The sequence below is a fragment of the Bradyrhizobium sp. USDA 4503 genome (genome assembly GCF_054055815.1).
In genome coordinates, this window is the sequence record NZ_JBSRXS010000001.1 from 4,853,551 (window position 1) to 4,870,176 (window position 16,626).

General features: G+C 64.4%; 12 protein-coding genes and 1 pseudogene. 5 read left to right on the top strand and 8 right to left on the bottom strand.

The window, feature by feature from the left end:
* Position 1: 1 nt before the first annotated feature.
* From ACVMIH_RS23415 to ACVMIH_RS23425, 3 genes and pseudogenes are all read right to left on the bottom strand, one after another.
* Positions 2–1,493, bottom strand: a pseudogene (locus tag ACVMIH_RS23415) (amidohydrolase family protein).
* A 153-nt stretch (positions 1,494–1,646) separates the two neighbouring features.
* Positions 1,647–2,039, bottom strand: a complete 393-nt coding sequence (locus tag ACVMIH_RS23420; protein ID WP_245311509.1) for a hypothetical protein — start codon at positions 2,037–2,039, stop codon at positions 1,647–1,649.
* A 152-nt stretch (positions 2,040–2,191) separates the two neighbouring features.
* Positions 2,192–4,048, bottom strand: a complete 1,857-nt coding sequence (locus ACVMIH_RS23425) for an ABC transporter ATP-binding protein/permease (protein WP_057017715.1) — start codon at positions 4,046–4,048, stop codon at positions 2,192–2,194.
* A 194-nt stretch (positions 4,049–4,242) separates the two neighbouring features.
* On the opposite strand from ACVMIH_RS23425, the gene rpmE reads away from it, so the two are divergent.
* A complete protein-coding gene (rpmE, locus tag ACVMIH_RS23430; protein WP_016845230.1) occupies positions 4,243–4,470 on the top strand; it encodes a 50S ribosomal protein L31 in 228 nt (75 codons plus the stop codon).
* Between the two features lie 398 nt (positions 4,471–4,868).
* Here the strand turns inward: rpmE and ACVMIH_RS23435 are convergent, their stop codons facing one another.
* Positions 4,869–5,441 carry a hypothetical protein gene (locus tag ACVMIH_RS23435; RefSeq protein ID WP_057017714.1) on the bottom strand — a complete coding sequence of 191 codons (573 nt, stop codon included), beginning with the start codon at positions 5,439–5,441 and terminating at the stop codon, positions 4,869–4,871.
* Between ACVMIH_RS23435 and ACVMIH_RS23440 the strand changes: the two genes are divergently transcribed.
* Together ACVMIH_RS23440 and ACVMIH_RS23445 are read left to right on the top strand one after the other, a co-directional pair.
* Positions 5,431–6,498 carry a LysR family transcriptional regulator gene (locus ACVMIH_RS23440; RefSeq protein ID WP_156436250.1) on the top strand — a complete coding sequence of 356 codons (1,068 nt, stop codon included), beginning with the start codon at positions 5,431–5,433 and terminating at the stop codon, positions 6,496–6,498. The genes ACVMIH_RS23435 and ACVMIH_RS23440 overlap by 11 nt on opposite strands.
* Before the next feature lie 1,151 nt (positions 6,499–7,649).
* The gene (locus ACVMIH_RS23445) at positions 7,650–10,253 is read left to right on the top strand and encodes an MASE1 domain-containing protein (RefSeq protein WP_057017711.1); all 2,604 of its coding nucleotides are present in this window, start codon (positions 7,650–7,652) and stop codon (positions 10,251–10,253) included.
* A gap of 86 nt (positions 10,254–10,339) precedes the next feature.
* Here the strand turns inward: ACVMIH_RS23445 and ACVMIH_RS23450 are convergent, their stop codons facing one another.
* Both ACVMIH_RS23450 and ACVMIH_RS23455 read right to left on the bottom strand, forming a co-directional pair.
* Positions 10,340–10,957, bottom strand: coding sequence for a LysE family translocator (locus ACVMIH_RS23450; RefSeq protein WP_057017710.1), 618 nt, complete (start codon positions 10,955–10,957; stop codon positions 10,340–10,342).
* Positions 10,958–11,116: 159 nt separating this feature from the next.
* Positions 11,117–11,743, bottom strand: a complete 627-nt coding sequence (locus ACVMIH_RS23455; protein WP_057017709.1) for an FMN-binding negative transcriptional regulator — start codon at positions 11,741–11,743, stop codon at positions 11,117–11,119.
* Positions 11,744–11,853: 110 nt separating this feature from the next.
* Between ACVMIH_RS23455 and pdxR the strand changes: the two genes are divergently transcribed.
* Positions 11,854–13,368 (top strand): MocR-like pyridoxine biosynthesis transcription factor PdxR, encoded by a 1,515-nt coding sequence (gene pdxR / locus ACVMIH_RS23460; protein ID WP_057017708.1) that lies wholly within the window; start codon positions 11,854–11,856, stop codon positions 13,366–13,368.
* Positions 13,369–13,381: 13 nt separating this feature from the next.
* Here the strand turns inward: pdxR and rcdA are convergent, their stop codons facing one another.
* Entirely contained in the window at positions 13,382–13,894 is a 513-nt protein-coding gene (gene rcdA / locus ACVMIH_RS23465; protein WP_028340279.1) for a protease adaptor protein RcdA, read from the bottom strand.
* 574 nt (positions 13,895–14,468) lie between these two features.
* Entirely contained in the window at positions 14,469–14,660 is a 192-nt protein-coding gene (locus tag ACVMIH_RS23470) for a DUF1192 domain-containing protein (RefSeq protein WP_016845225.1), read from the bottom strand.
* Between the two features lie 273 nt (positions 14,661–14,933).
* On the opposite strand from ACVMIH_RS23470, the gene metG reads away from it, so the two are divergent.
* Positions 14,934–16,613, top strand: coding sequence for a methionine--tRNA ligase (gene metG, locus ACVMIH_RS23475; protein WP_057017707.1), 1,680 nt, complete (start codon positions 14,934–14,936; stop codon positions 16,611–16,613).
* Positions 16,614–16,626: the final 13 nt, after the last annotated feature.

Genomic DNA, 16,626 nt, shown 5'->3' on the forward strand with positions numbered 1-16,626 from the left:
CTCAGCCCCCCGTGATAGGCCGGCGCACCGGCCGGCCGGGACGCGCCGCGACATCGAGCACACCATCGCTGATCAGCGGCTGGCCGCTGACCACGAGATGCCGCACGCCCTCCGCCGGACGATTCATCGCCGAGAAGGTCGCGCGATCGCTCAGCGTCTCGTAGTCGAACACCACAACATCGGCGTCGGCGCCGACCTGCAGCCGGCCCTTGGCCCGCATCGCCGGCGTGCTCGCCGACAGGATCTCGGCCGGGATCAGCGCGCATTTGCGGATGCCCTCGAGCAGCGACACTTTCTTGCGCTCGCGCACCCATTCACGGATGAAGCGGGTGAAGCAGCCGGCCGAGCGCGGATGCGAGGTGGCATCGTCGGGCAGCGGCCAGGCGTCGCCGCTGTAGGGGCGGCCGTCCGACAGCGTCCACGGCATCGCGTCGGAGGCGATCGCGCCGCCCGGATACAGCACCGCCATATCGAGCAGATCGCGATGATGCGCGTTGTTCTCGATGTCGAGCACATGCCACAGCACCAAGGTCGAGGGCTCTTCGGCCTGTGCCGCCAGCAATTCCTCGCGGCTGCCGAAGCGGTGACCGTCGGTCACGCGCTGCACCGAATCGTAGCCGAGGCCGTTGCGCTCCTCGAATTTCGGATCGCTGAAGAAGGTCGCCGCCAGCACGGTCGAGCCGGTGCCGTAGGGATAGGCCTCCACCGTGATCGGCAGGCCCTGCGCCTGCGCTTTCGCGATCAGCGCGACACAGCGCTCGATATCCGTCTTGCTCGACGAGTTGAAGTGGCAGATGTGCATATGCGCGCCGGTGGCGCCGGCATAGCCGATCAGGCGGATATAGGCTTCCGCCGCGCTCTCGGGATCGATCCGCGACATGTAGGCGACGTGGGTAAAGGTCGGCACCGCATGATCCGCCGCGAGCTGGCACACCGCGGTCAATTCCTGCACGCCGGCGCCCGGCGCATAGGCGTTGAGAATGCCGATGCCGATGCCGCCCTCGTTCAGTGCATTGGCGAGGCGCTCCAGGATGCCGCCGACCTCGCCTTCGGTCGCGACGTTTTCGATCCAGCGGCGATCGCGCATCGCGGCACCAAACGATTCCAGCGAGCTCTCCGAATTCGAGCCGGTCATCGCACCGATGCGCGCGAAGGCCCAGTTGGCGGCGGCGCCGTAGTTCAGCACCCTGCCCTTCTCGGCCTGGCGCTTGTACCAGGACGCGACCGGCAACACGCCGGCCTCGAGGTCGAGCGAGGTCGTCACCCCGTCGAACGCCTGCATGCGGTCGGCTGGAATGGTCTGGCCATGCGCGTGCAGGTCGATGAAGCCCGGCGCCACCACGAGCCCGGTCGCGTCGATCTGCCGTTCGGAACCGCCGAGGCCGGTGCCGACCGCGGCGATCTTGCCGTCGACCACGGCGACATCGCCGATCGCGTCCATTCCCGCTGGCCGGATCCACCACCCGGCCGCCGCTGATCATCAAGCCACCCATCTCGCCACTCCCCGCATTCCGAAACCGACCGGTCTCCTGTCGAGCACAGAGAAGCGCATCGCACTGATCGCAGCAAGCCGGCCAGGGTTGTGGCGACATGCTGTGACGGAATATCCGCCGCGCCGTGATGGCGATTGCAGAGTGAGGCCCTTCCTACGTTCCGGTTGCACGCCGCGACGGCAGCCCGCGCCAGAGATCGGCGCCGGGCTTCACGCGGCTCGCCACGAGTTTCGGCGGCGTGCGGTCCCTGGCTAACGCCGCTTCGACCGCACGCTTGAGCCTGACATTGTCGATCTGCGCCAGGAACCGCCGGATGACGGCATCCTGATCCGCGCCCTGACCGGAGATCGCCGCGCACAGCTCCGCGGTCGTCCTGCGGAAGAAGTGGAAGGCGTCATCGGCCGCGCCGCCCAGCCGGTCGACCTCGCCGGCCACACCGAGCGCGTGCATCCGATCGTCGTCGTCGAGCGTCACTGCGAAGCGCAGCACGGCAAGCTGCCAGGCACGGAGCAGCTTGCTCTCCGGTTCGGTCGCATTCTCGCGCATCAGTCGAACACCCCGCGCGCCGGACGTCCTTCGGCTGTCGATGGAGGTCGGGCGCGGCGCGACTATCCTTGCGCAGGAATAGGTTTTCGAGGGGAGCGCGCCCCCGATTGCATAGGAATCGCATAGGCGGAGCGCGCCGAGCCCCAATTCTTTCAGATCCCCTCGAATTGCAGCCGGGCCAGCCGGGCGTAGAGTCCGCCCGCGGCGACCAGTTCGGCGTGGGTGCCCTGCTCGACGATCCTGCCCTGGTCCATCACCAGGATGCGGTCGCAGGACAAGACGGTCGCCAGCCGATGCGCGATCACCAGCGTGGTGCGGTGGCGCATCAACTCCTCCAGCGCGGTCTGCACCAGCGTCTCGCTCTCGGCGTCGAGCGCCGAGGTCGCCTCGTCGAGCAGCAGCAGCGGCGCGTCGCGCAGGATCGCGCGCGCGATCGCGATGCGCTGGCGCTGGCCGCCGGACAGCGTCACGCCGCGCTCGCCGAGTTGGGCGTCGAAGCCATCGGGCAGGCGGCGCAGGAACTCGGTGGCATGGGCGAGATCGGCGGCACGCTCCACCTCGGCGTCGCTGGCATCGGGCCGGCCGAACCGGATGTTCTCGCGGGCGCTTGCGGCGAACACCACGGAATCCTGCGGCACCAGCGCGATGCGCGCGCGCACCTCGGCCGGATCGGCCTGCCGGATCGGCACGCCGTCGAGCGAGATAGTGCCCGATTTCGGATCGTAGAAGCGCAGCAGCAGATGGAACAGCGTGCTCTTGCCGGCGCCGGACGGGCCGACGATCGCGACCTTCTCACCTGACCGGACCGAGAGCGACACTTCATCGACCGCAAGCGCGTTGGGCCGGGTCGGATAGGCGAAGCTGACATCGTCGAAACCGACATCGCCGCGCGCCGGCTGCGGCAGCGCGCGCGGCGACGCGGGCGCCGCGATCTGCGGCCTGACGCGCAAGATCTCGAACAGCCGCTCGGCGGCGCCCGATGCGGCCGAGACCTCGCCCCAGACCTCGCTGAGCTGGCCGAGGCCGCTCGCGGCGAACGCCGTATAGAGAATGAACTGGCCGAGCCGGCCCGGACTGATGGTTCCGACCAGCACATCGTGCGAGCCGACCCAGAGGATCACGACGACGCTGGCGAACACGATGAAGATGACGATCAGCGTCAGCACCGCGCGTGCTTTGGTCGAGCTGCGCGCGGCTTGATAGGCCTGCTCGACCTCGCCGGCAAAGCGCGTCCTGGCGAGCCGTTCGCCGGTATAGGCCTGCACGGTGCGGATCGCGTTGACCAGTTCGGAGGCATAGGCGCTGGCATCGGCCAGCGTATCTTGGGCGGTGCGCGACAGCCGCCGCACCCAGCGGCCGAACGCCACCAGCGGAATCACGATGATCGGGATCGCGAGCAGCACGAAGCCGGACAGCCGCGGGCTGGTGATCACCATCATCGCGGCGGCGCCGAAGAACAGCATCAGATTGCGCAGCGCAATCGACACCGACGCGCCGACCGCGGACTTGATCTGAGTGGTGTCGGCGGTGAGCCGCGACACCAATTCGCCTGATCGCGCGGAATCGAAGAACGAGGGCGACAGCGAAATCAGATGCGCGAACACGTCGCGCCGGAGATCGGCGACGATGCGTTCGCCGATCGTCATCACGAGGTAATAGCGCGAGGCGCTGGCACAGGCGAGCACCGCGACGACCGCGATCATCACGCTGAAATAGCTGTTGATCATCGCGATGCCTTCGGGCGTGAAGCCCATGTCGATCATCCGCCGCACCGCGACCGGCACGATCAGCGTGGTGATCGCGGCGATCGTCAGCGAGATCAGCGCGAGGATCGCCCGGCCCTTGTAGCGCGCCACATAGGGCGCGAGCGCAAGCAACGGCCGCAACCGGGCACGGCTCTTCGCCGGCTCCGTGATCTGGCTCTCGATGAAGGCTTCCTCATCGAGCAACGCGTCGCGCGGAGGCTGCGGGGCGCCGCGCGGGGTCTCAAGCTGTTCGGCTACGCTCATCAATCTAGACCGGTTCTATCGCCCCCCACATAGGCCCGCCGACCCCCGGCTGGCAAATCCGGTAAAGTCCCAATCCGGTGATGGGCTTAGGCCCTTTCTTGGCTTGTTTTGGCGGGCTCCATGGGTTATAGACCCACGCAAATCCCGTATTCCAGACATCTTGAGACGGGCGCCGGCGCGCCGAAGGAACTGTCATGAAAGCCGATATTCATCCGAATTATCATACGATTAAGGTCGTCATGACCGACGGCACCGAGTACCTGACCCGCTCGACCTGGGGCAAGGAAGGCGACACGCTGAACCTCGACATCGACCCCAAGTCGCACCCGGCCTGGACCGGCGGCACCCAGCAGCTGATGGATCGCGGCGGCCGCGTCTCGCGCTTCCAGAAGAAATTTTCGGGCTTCCTCAAGAAGGACTAAAGTCCGCTTCGGGATCGCCCCGGCGACCACACGCAAAACGCCCCCGTCGCGGGGGCGTTTTTGTTTTTGGGGGCCGCTCCGGACCGGCGGGCTGAACGGGCCCGCGATCCTCCCGATGCGTCGTCCTGGCAAAGGCCAGGACGACAGCGAATGTGTGGCACGGCCTCCATCCACAATCGTCGCCCCTGCCTAGTGCGCAATTGCGCACGGGAGCAGGGACCCATAACCACAGGGCTGTGTTGTTGAAGAGGGCTGCGGCCCCAGCGTCGCGCAACTACTGTCATTTGTGGTTATGGGTCCCGGGTCAAGCCCGGGACGACACTGAATGTGTGGCTCGACTTTTGGGTCATACATCTGCAAGCAAGCATGGATGGGCTACTTCTTTAAGCGCGCTGCAGTCAGCCGGCGGCCTCGCGCAGACTTGCTTCGTAACGCGCGCTCGCCCGTTCGAAGTTGCGGCGCGCTTCTTCGCGGTCGGAGCGGCCCTCTTCAAGCGTCAACGAATCCCATTTGCTCCGTTCCGTGGCGAAAAAATCGCCGCCATAGACGTGGATTGCGCCGCTCAGCCGGTCGATTGGATTGATCACCGAATGGATGATGTCGGTGCCGAGCGGCACGGTATCGCGCACGCACAAGGCCCTGGCGCCGGCAGCCTCGATCCTGTTCGGCTCGCTCGGAATGCGCCGCCAGAAGACGTTGTCCTCACGGCCCCCATAAACGCCGATCACGGCCCACATGTGATGGTCGTGAGGTGGCACGATATAGCCGGGGGGCCACACCACGTTGAGGATGGTCAGCGTCTCGGAATGGAAGAGCGCGCGGCTTTCGGGACGCTGCGGCTCGCCGAGTCCCTTGAATACCGCAGCCGGTTCAGACATCGCGCGGGCAACGACCTCATGAATGGCTCGGTGAGACGGGTCCGCCGCGAACGCTGCGCGGCAGTCGGCAACGAAACGCTCGGTGTCAAACATCGCGATTCCCCTTTTGGACAAATCTCGGCTGGGCCGCGTAAGGATGTCGCGGCTTGCTCAATGTGTCCAATGCATTTATTATCCATCTATTCATGCATTTGGTGCATTGAAAATGGACCTTCGACAGCTGCGCACCTTCGTCGTCGTTGCCGAGGCAGGCGGCTTTGCCGCCGCTCAACAACAGCTGCGTCTGAGCCAGCCGGCGGCCTCTCGCCAGATCCAGGCGCTCGAGGACGAACTCGGGATTCCGTTGTTCGATCGCGTCGGCCGCGGGATCAAACTGACTTCAGAAGGCGAGGATCTGCTACGGCGCGGCCGCCGTCTCCTGCAGGATGCCGAATCGTTCGGCGAGCGTGCCCGCGCGCTGAGAACCGGCAAGGCCGGCGCGCTGCGCGTCGGCTGCAGCACCCAACATATGGAAACGGTGCTCGCCAATTTCCTCCCCCTGTTCCGGCGCAAGCACCCCTCCGTGGCCATCGATTTGATCGAGGATGGTGGTGCCCGCGTTCCGGATCGTCTGCAGCGGGGCGACGTTCATCTCGCGATCATTCCGGCCGCCGACGACGGCTATCACCGCCGGTTGCTGGCTCCCGTCCATATGCTTGCTGCGGTTTCGCCGCGGCATGGCTTCGCAAGCAGGCGGAAGCTGGAGATTGCCGAACTTGCCGAAGAGTCATTGCTGCTCCTGCGGCGGGACTTCGCATCTCGCGGATGGTTCGATGCCGCCTGCAACGTCGCACACATCAGGCCACGCGTGATCCTCGAAAGCGCAGCGCCTCACACCTTGCTCGCGCTGGCAAAAGGCGGCAACGATGTCGCCATCGTGCCGTCGAATGTCCAGATCCCGTCCGCAGGCGTCCGCGCCTTTCCGCTGATTCACAGGGGCGCCTCGATCGGGCGATGGACTGCGGTGGCTTGGGATCCGCAGCGCTTTCTGGCTTCTTATGCCAAATCCTTTATCGACGAACTCGTCGCCTATTGCGGCCAGCACTATCCGGGACGCGAGTTTGCCAAGCGCGTCTCCCCTCTACCGAGGCCGGAAGAAACAAAGGCGTAGTCGCCTTGCGGGAATTGCCGCGGATGGCCTGCTTCCGGGACCCGCAACGACGGCTCAATCACGAACAGGAAATGGTAGCTCGCGCCGTCGCGCGGATTCCGACGGCGAACCTAGCGCGGACGTTTCGGTCGCTTGAGTTCGGCGACCTTAAACTTCCCCGCGGCCTGCAGGCTGCTGCAAAGCCACCAGGCCCTGTTTCGGTACTCGCCCAGGAACCATTTGGTCTCGACGCAATCGACGTAGGACTTGTAGGTGAGGTTGTCTCGGCACGTCGACGAGAACGGTCCGTGGGTTTGTCCGCCCGTCGACTCGCTGCACCCGACCCAAGGGTCCTTGCCATGCGGGAGGCTCGATTCGCAGCCACCGTTGCAATTGCTGGCGACTTTCTCCAGCGCGGCAATCCTGCCCAGCACTGAATCCGGCGCCGGCGACGGCGCTCGAGCGGTTGACGACGACGTCTGGGTGGTTCTCGATCTCCGGTGAGATATCCCCGTGGTCACCACCTGTGTCGGACGATTTGGCCTTGCCACTGGCTTCGGCGCCTCGACCGTGATGGAGGGAAGCGGCTTGGCTGGGTCTGTTTGCGACGCTGCCGGGCCGCACAGCCAGACAGTTGACAACACGGCGACGGCTGAAGGCGCGACAAGGCTCGACGGCGATCTCATGACATAGCCCTCCCAAATCCGGGACGGAAATGCCGTCCCGACGAGGGCACGGTACCATACAGCCCGAGTTTGGCTACCTAGGGTTGAGGATAAATCTTCCGGTGTCTCACGATCGACATCGACATGGCGGCGGAGAACGCCGACCGCTCACACCGTTCCGGCGTCTAGCCCAAAGCTGAGCTCGAACGGCTCTTGCCGATATTCGCCTTTGACCCGGAGCGGTTACACCGACACGCGGCGGGATCGGATCGATTTTGCAGGCCCACGCCGTTAGGTCAGCGGTTCTGCCCCATGGTCTCTTGTTCAGAAGTTGCTGGCGCCCCCTACTCTCGATCCAGCGGCCATGCTTTGGTCAAAACTGCGTTGAGTGTTTGGCAGGGGTCATCGACTTGGCGAAAATACGATCGCCCTCCTTCGGGTGACATGGAACCGGGTGCCAGGTCGTTCCCTACCGCATTCTTGAGGTGCCCACCGCAAAGGCTTGTGATGGAACGGGCAAGGTTCGATAAGGCCGGGATTTTCGCTTTTGGCGATGCTCGGAGCGCTGTGACCTACTCGATCGAACTTTTTATCGTCACCGCGATCTACGGGAGCCTTGCGGCCTCCGCACATTTCCTTCCCGCTATCAATCCGACCGCGACACCGCTGTGGCCGCCAACCGGGGTTGCGCTCGCGCTTATGCTGCTGCGTGGCTACCGGATCTGGCCCGCGATCCTAGTGGGCGCCGTCGCGCCTTACCTGATAACCGACCGATCGCTCCTGGAATTTGTCGCCGCCGGGATCGGCACCCTCCTTGCTGCACTGGCCGGGACATGGCTGATCGGACGCTGGTCGAACGGTTGCCAGACGTTTGCCACGCCATCCGGTGTCGCAAAGTTTGCAGGCGTCTCCTTTGCGCCGACCGCGATGATCAGTTCATTCTCCGCCTTGGCCGGATCCATCTTCGTCAACGAACCGAGCTTTCCCGATTCCGTCGCCGCCGGGCTGACCTGGTGGCTTGCCGACGCAGCCGCGATCCTGGTGATTGCTCCGGTCATCGTGCTCTGGGCGATGATGCCCTTACGGATTTCCTCCAGATGGGATCTGTTGGAATCGATCGCAGTTATCGCCCTCGCTGGTCTCATTGGGATCGTAGCCTACAGCCCGCTCATCGGCAGTGACCTCGTCAGCGACGATCTCAACGTGGCGTTGCCGCATCGCAGCCTGCTGGGTTTTCTGGCTTTGCTCCCGTTGATCTGGACCGGTCTGCGCGGCAATCGATGCACCGCGGCTACGGCTGCGCTCATTTTCACCGGAATCGCAGTCTGGGGTTTCGCGTTCGGTAATGATCCGTTTCCGAAAACGGATCCGAACGGAGCATTGTTGTCACTGCTCGTGCTTTCGATCACCGTATCGGCCCCCTCTCTTGCCCTGGCAGCGGCAATCGCCACGCGTCACACCGCGGAAGCCCATCTGCTTTCCGTGCAGGACCAGTTGAACGGTCAACTTGAACGGAACGCTTCGGCGCTCGACAGCATCAGACGGCACTTCCAAACCCTTATCGAAGGCGTCGTCGATTATGCGATTTTTGCGCTTGATAGAGAAGGACACGTTACGAGTTGGAATAGCACCGCTCAAAAGATCATCGGCTACACCTCGGAAGAAATCATCGGCAAGCATTTTGGAATATTCTATCGGCCGGATGAACGCCGCGCGGGTTCGCCGACACACGCGCTGGAGACGGCAATCGAAAGAGGCAAGTACGACGTAGAGGGTTGGCGCATCAGAAAGAATGGTACGCCGTTCTTCATCACGGGCTCGGTCTCGTCGAGCCATGATGACTCAGGAAATCTGATCGGCTTCATCAGTATTCTGCGGGACGCAACCGAGCGACGCGACGCGGAAGAGAAGCTGGTTCAGGCACGCGAACAGCTCGCGATGTCGCAGAAAATGGAGGCAATCGGCAAGCTGACCGGCGGGATTGCACACGACTTCAACAATCTATTGATGATCATCGGAGGCAGCGCCCAGATCTTCACACGCCTGCTTGATCCAAAACTGCCCAAGGCAATTGAAGCCATACAGACCGCGGCCAAACGCGGCGAAAGCCTCACACGCCAATTATTGACATTCTCTCGTCATCAGCATCTCAGCCCGACGGTCGTCGATCTGAATGCGTCCATCAAGAACATGCGGACCATGATCGAGAGCTCGCTGCGCGGGAACATCGTGTACAATGAGAACGTCGGCGAGGGCGTCGCATCGGTCAAGGTGGACCTCGCCGAGCTGGAACTTGCGATCGTCAACATCGCCGTCAATGCGCGCGATGCAATGCCAAGCGGCGGCACGTTCACCTTATCCGTCCATGCGGTGACTGCGAACCAGGAAACCGGCGGCGATCGCCGCGCAAAGGCTTTCTTTGCGATCGCGCTTGGCGATACCGGCACCGGCATTCCGCCAAACCTGCTGTCCAAGATGTTCGACCCGTTCTTCACGACCAAAGAGGTCGGCAAGGGTACCGGGCTCGGCTTGTCCCAAGTCTATGGTTTCGCGCACCAGGCCGGCGGAACGGTGACGGCGGACAGCAAGGTTGGACAGGGAACAACGATTACAATCTACTTGCCGTCCTGCGCGGACGAGCAGACCACCAGTAAAGAGCTGGCCGCTGCCAGAACAAGAGCAAAGCAGCCGCAGCGGCAGACGGTTCTCGTTGTCGACGACAGCCCCGAAGTGGCGGATGTGACTTCCTCGCTGTTCGAGCATCTGGGTTATGACACGATCTATCGAGATTCGGCCGAAGCGGCGCTGAAATTGCTCGACGCCGGTACAAAGATCGATCTCGTCTTCAGCGATATCGTCATGCCCGGGACCATCGATGGCGTCGGGCTCGCGAGAGAAGTCCGGTCGCGATACCCCGGTTTGCCGATCGCCCTTACAACCGGCTACAGCGATGCCGCAAAAGCAGCTCCACCAAGTCTAAAAATACTCCGCAAGCCGTTCGATACCGACGCACTGAGAGATTTTATCCACGATCTTGCGCCGCCGCGACCACCGCGATCATCCGCCGCGCCCATGACGTCGAACACGACTGAAGCCTCGCGCAGAAATTGACCGGTCGCGCCATTGCAGAAGCAGCTCGTCGCGCAGCTTGGCGAAGCGTTGATCCGCACCATCGCCGCTGATGGACATGACTGCTTCTAGCGATCCTGGAAGGCCAGCCGCGCACCGAGCGCGACCAGGATGCTGCCGCCGATCCGCTGCATGATGCGCCGCGACCTCTTCGAGCGCTGCAGCTTCGACATCACGGCGCTGGCGAAGAACACGCAGACGATATCGACCGCCGAGAAGGTCAGATTGACCGCTGTGCCGAGCAGAAACAGCTGGACCCAGACCGGCAGGCTGGCCGACGCATCGACGAATTGCGGCAGGAACGCCAGGAAGAAGATCGCCGTCTTCGGATTGAGCACCTCGACGACGATGCTTTGCGCGAAGGCGCGCTCCGCGGAGAGCGGCGCAAGTGTGGGGCGCTTTGCATTGTCGCGGTCGCGGAACAGCGACAGCCCGAGCCAGACCAGATAGGCCGCACCGGCAAGCTTCATCGCCATGAACAACGGCGGCACCGCATGAAACAGCAGCGCGAGGCCGGCCGCCGCGGCGACGACATGGACATAGCCGCCGAGATGCAGCCCGAGCGAGGCCATCAGCCCCGCGCGCCGGCCGCCTGCCAGCGTGCGGGCCGCGGCATACAGCATGGCGGGACCCGGGATCAGCGCGAAGGTCGCGGTCGTGATCGCGAAGGCGAGGTACAATTCCATGTGTGGGCGTCAATCTCCGCAGGGGTCGAGCGGGCGCAACTTCCTCCGCCGTCATTGCGAGCGAAGCGAAGCAATCCATCTGCCCGCATATGCCGATAGATGGATTGCTTCGTCGCTATCGCTCCTCGCAATGACGGTCTGGAATTTGTTCAAGGCGTCTCAGCTCGCCGGAATCATTGCCGCGACCTCGCGATCAGTCGGATTGTCGCTGGCCTCAAGCCCCGCGATCACGCCGGCGCGATCCTCGAGCTTGCGGTTCTGGCTCATCTTCTTCTTGGCATCGATCCGCGTGATTGGCATCCGGAAGCCGACGATCCCGCGCAGCTGCGCCTTGATGAAATCACCAGGCGCGTCACTGACCTGCCAGGCTTCCGGGCGCGAAGTCTCGTGCAGCTCGGTCAACCGGGTCACGACGTCCAGCAGACGATCGGCATTCTCGAAGAACTCGGCCGCGCCATAGGCGTGGACGGCGACGTAATTCCAGGTCGGCACCACCTTGCCGTGCTCGGCCTTGGTCGCATACCAGGACGGCGTCACATAGCCGTCGGGCCCCATGAAGATCGCCATCGCCTCGCCGACCGCGGGCAGCTTCCACTGCGGATTGGGCCGCGCGACGTGACCGTACAGCGTGCCGTAGTCGCCCTCGTTCTCATTGAGGATCAGCGGCAGCGGCGTGCCGATCAGGCCGTCGGCGGTTGCGGTGACCAGCGTCGCAAGCTTTGAGGCCCGCATCGCGGCGTGGATCGGACCGAGCTCATCCATCTTGAAATGCGGCGGCAGGTACATTGCGAACCTCTTGGCAGACACTCTGGCAGGCCTGATCAATTGCTGCTCGCACCATAGCGTTGAATTGGCCTATGATAAGGGCCACTTTCGATCAAACTAATTGGTCCACTATGCCCCGCCTGCGCGCCACGATCAGCATCCCCTCGCTCGGCACGATCGACCGCGCCGCCGGACAGGTCGGGCGGCAGATCGCGCAGGCCCTGCGCGCCGCCATTGCGAGCGGCGAACTGAAGGCCGGGGAATTGCTGCCGTCGACGCGCGCGCTGTCGGCCTCGCTCGGCGTTGCGCGCGGCACGGTGACGGAAGCCTTCGAGCAGTTGCTGGCCGAGGGCTATCTGGAATCGCAGGTCGGTGCCGGCACCCGCGTCGCGCCGACGCTTGCCGAGCAGGCACGGCCCGTCGCGGTCAATCGCAAGCCGAACAAATCAGTGCCGATCCAGTTGCCGCCGCGCGCGGCGCGGCTTGCCAAAGTGGCGGCGGCCTTCAGGCCGATGCCGGAGGTCCCGTTTGCGATCGCGGTCCCCGGCGGCGCGGTCGCGCCCGACGACCATTGGCGCCGCCTCGGCAACCGCGTGCGCGCATCGCGCGCCGCGGCGCCTGCGAGCTATGGCGATCCGCGCGGCCTGATCGAGCTGCGGCAGGCGATCGCCGACTATGTGCGCAAATCCCGCGCGGTGCATTGCGAGCCCGAGCAGGTCGTGATCACGGCCGGCACCCAGCAAGGCCTCTATCTCGCCGGCCGCGTGCTGCTGTCGTCAGGCGATCCTGTCTGGGCCGAGGATCCCGCCTATCCCGGCATGACCGCCGTGCTCGACGATCTCGATCTCGTCACCACGCGCGTTGGCGTCGATGCGCAGGGCATCGACGTCGATGCCGCCACCGCCGCGTGCCCGCACGCACGCGCGGCGTTCGTGACGCCGTCGCATCAATATCCGCTGGGCATGCCGATGAGCATGGCCCGCCGCAATGCGCTGGTGGCGTGGGCGCAACGAAGCAATGCGTGGATCGTCGAGGACGATTACGACAGCGAGCTGCGCTACGCCGGGCATCCCTTCCCGTCGATGCAAGGCCTCGCCCCATCGCGGGTGATCTATTTGGGCACGCTGAGCAAGGTGCTGTTTCCCTCGCTGCGGCTCGGCTATGTCGTGGCGTCTTCGCCGCTGATCGACGCTTTCGCCGGCGCGCGGGCGCTGCTCGACCGGCATTCGCCGACCGCCGACCAGCATGTGCTGGCAGCCTACATGCGCGAGGGGCTGTTCGAGGCGCATATCAGGCGCATTCGCGGCGTCTACGCCGCACGGCGTGCGACGCTGATCGCGGCGCTGACGCGTCACATGCCTGGTGAGGTCACGCTGCAGCCGAGCGACCAGGGCATGCATCTGCTGTTGTGGCTGCCAGAGCGCTTCGACGATGTGCAATTGGCAAAATCAGCGCTTGCCGCCGGCATCGTCGTGCGGCCGATTTCGCCGATGTACCAAGCCGCACCACGCCCCGGCCTGATGCTCGGCTTCGGCGGGTTCGAACCGGAGGAGCTGGAAGCGGCGACGCTACGGCTGCGGCGCGCAATCGATCAGCACACGTCGCCGCGGCGGACCAAGCCACGCCGCGCGGACGCGTCACACTGATTTGCTGCCCGGATTACTGCTCGAACGCCGCCTTGAGGCGGTTGAGCTGCGGCACCAGCGGGTTGCCGATCGACGAGCGATCCGGCGCCGGCGCGTGGATCGTGGTGTCGAGGCGGCGGACGCGCGCCTGCAGATCCATCGAGCGGGCGATCAGCTGCTGCAATTGCTCCGGCAGCTTGGTCACCATGTCGGCCGGGCCGGGATCGGCGGCCGACAGCTTCACCTTGGTCTTTTCGCGATTGGCCTGGGTCAGCGTCATCTCGCCTTCCTTGACCGCGCGATGCAGCAGCAGCCAGGAGGCGAGCTGCATCAGCCGCGTGGTCAGGCGCATGCTTTCGGTGGCATAGGTCAGGCTCACGGACCGTTCGAGCGCCTTGGCCTCGGCACGTCCGTCGCCGTCGAGATAGGCGGCGGTCTGCTCGACCAGGTCCATGCCTTCCCGGAACAGCACGCCGAATGCCGCAGAATTGGTCAACCGTTCACTGAACAGTACAAGCCCGGCTTCGCTCTGGGAACGATCGGCCATGGTTAACGCCCTCACACCACCGTAACGCCCGCTGGCATCTGACGCGCCAGCTTATGATGAACAAATCATTGCGCGGGCGCGCCGAAGAGTCCAGCCGCAACCGGATTTATGGTTTCCAGCCGCTAGGACGCACAAAAAAGAGCCGCCGTTTCCGGCGGCTTTGAAGTTGATAACAGGGAGGCGTCAAACAGAGTGGACAGGAGCCACTCGGTGTCCAAACGAGGACAATGCAGTCATAATCGAGAAAGCTTAACCGATCGTAAATGAACGGATTTCTTGACACTTTGTTTGCCATGTCGGCCATTGACCTAGTTTGGGACAGGCCTCTTCTCCTTCCCCTTGAGAGGGGAAGGTCGGGATGGGGGTCAACCGCAGGCGACGGCGTATGTGAAGAGAGCTGATCCCCACCCGCTTTGCTCTGGCGAGCAAAGCGACCTCCCCTTTTCAAGGGGAGGTGGAGCCGCGTAGCCCGGATGGAGCGCAGCGAAATCCGGGAACGGTCCATCCGCGGATAGCGCGGCTCCCGGATTGCGCTTCGCTTCATCCGGGCTACGACAGAAATGATGGCGCAGCGCTACGACTTGAAGAACGCGTTGGCGGCGTCCTTCGACGCGCGCTTCTTCGTCATCGCCTCTTTCAGGCGATCGACTTCGGCGTTGAGCAGCGCGATGCGCTCCGTCAACTCCTCGACCGACAGCAGCGAGAGATCCTGGCCGATCTCATGGCTGATTTTCTTCCGCGGCCGGTCCTCATCCTCAATCGGCATGTGTCTTCCCCGCGATGCTGATCTGGCGTCCTGCGTCCAGCGATGATAGATATCCGTCCAGAGGAGAATTTTGCAGTGACTTTCGTGTGCGCGCAACATCTGACGCGAATGCCCCGGCCCGACCGCAAGGAATCTGACCGGACGGGATAGTTGCGCGCCTGCGCGCGAGGCATGAGCCGACCCCAAGCCCTTCCGGTCACGCGGGAGGGCTTTTTGATTTTCCGCTTTGATTCTTGCGGGGTCGGCATCACCGAACGCGAAAGACCTTAATCCATGACCAAGATTCTCATCACCAGCGCGCTGCCCTACGTCAACGGCGTCAAGCATCTCGGCAATCTCGTCGGCTCGCTGCTGCCCGCCGACGTCCACGCCCGCTTCCGCCGGCAGACCGGCTGCGACGTGCTCTTCATCTGCGCGACCGACGAGCACGGCACACCGGCCGAGCTCGGCGCCATCGAGGCCGGACAGGATGTCCGGGCGTTCTGCGACGCACAGCACGCCGTCCAGGCCGACATCTATCGGCGCTTCGGTCTGTCGTTCGATCATTTCGGCCGCACCAGCTCGCCGCACAACCATGCGCTGACTCAGCACTTCTATCGCCGGCTCGATGACGCCGGGCTGATCGAAGCACGCACCTCCCGACAGGTGTTCTCGCCGGCCGACCGGCGCTTCCTGCCAGACCGCTACGTGCTCGGCACCTGTCCGCATTGCGGCGACGCCGGCGCGCGCGGCGATCAATGCGACCATTGCGGCACGCTGCTCGACCCGCCGGACCTCATCGATCCCCGCTCGGCGCTGTCGGGCGACCGCGCGCTCGAGATCCGCGACAGCCGTCATCTGTATCTGCGCCAGTCGCAGCTGGTCGAAAAAATCGGCGCATGGATCGACAGCCGCACCGGGTGGCCGCCCTTCGTGGTGTCGACCGCGAAGGGCTGGCTCAATGCGGAGCTGCGCGACCGCTGCATCACGCGCGATCTCGCCTGGGGCATCGCGGTGCCGCGCGACGGCTTCGACGGCAAGGTGTTCTATGTCTGGTTCGACGCGCCGATCGGCTACATCGCGGCGACGCAGGAATGGGCCGACGCCGCGCCTGGCCGCGACTGGCGGCAGTGGTGGTGGCAGGCCGATGACGTCAGCTACATCCAATTTCTCGGCAAGGACAACATCCCGTTCCACACCGTGAGCTTTCCGGCGACGCTGATCGGCTCCGGCGAACCTTGGAAGACCGCCGATGTGATCAAGGGATTCCACTGGCTGAATTACGAGGGCGGCAAGTTCTCAACCAGCAGGAAGCGCGGCATCTTCACCGATGCGGCGCTGGCGGAATTGCCTGCCGACCTCTGGCGCTGGTGGCTGATCGCCAACGCGCCGGAGAGCGTCGACACCGATTTTGGCGTCGCCAGATTCGTCGCCGACGTGAACAAGGATCTCGCCGATATCTTCGGCAATCTCGCCAACCGCATCATCAGCTTCGCGCATCGCGCCTTCGACGGCCGCATCCCGGATGGTGGCGCTCCCGGCGATGCCGAGCGACAACTCGCGCTTGAACTGGAGCAGCGCATCGCAGCGCTGCACCGCCATCACACGGCGCTGGAATTTCGCGCGGCGGCGGCCACGACCCGCGCGATCTGGGACACCGCGAACGCTTATCTGCAACACGCGGCACCCTGGACGGCGATCAAGTCCGATCCGGCACGCGCGGCAGTCATCACCCGCACCGGGCTCAATCTTGTCGCGCTCAGCGCCACGCTGGCGTGGAGCATCGTGCCTCACCTCGCGGCGCGCGTGCTCGGCGCGCTCGGTCAGAGCGATGCCGTACCGCGCTGGCCCACTGGCCCACTCGTTCCGCTGCTCGATCGTGGCGCGGGCACGCCGGTCGCAAGGCTCGGCCCGCTGGTCGAGAAGATCACGCCTGAGCGAGCCAGCCAGCTCACGGCGCGGTTCGGGGTTTAATGGCGTTTCGCTT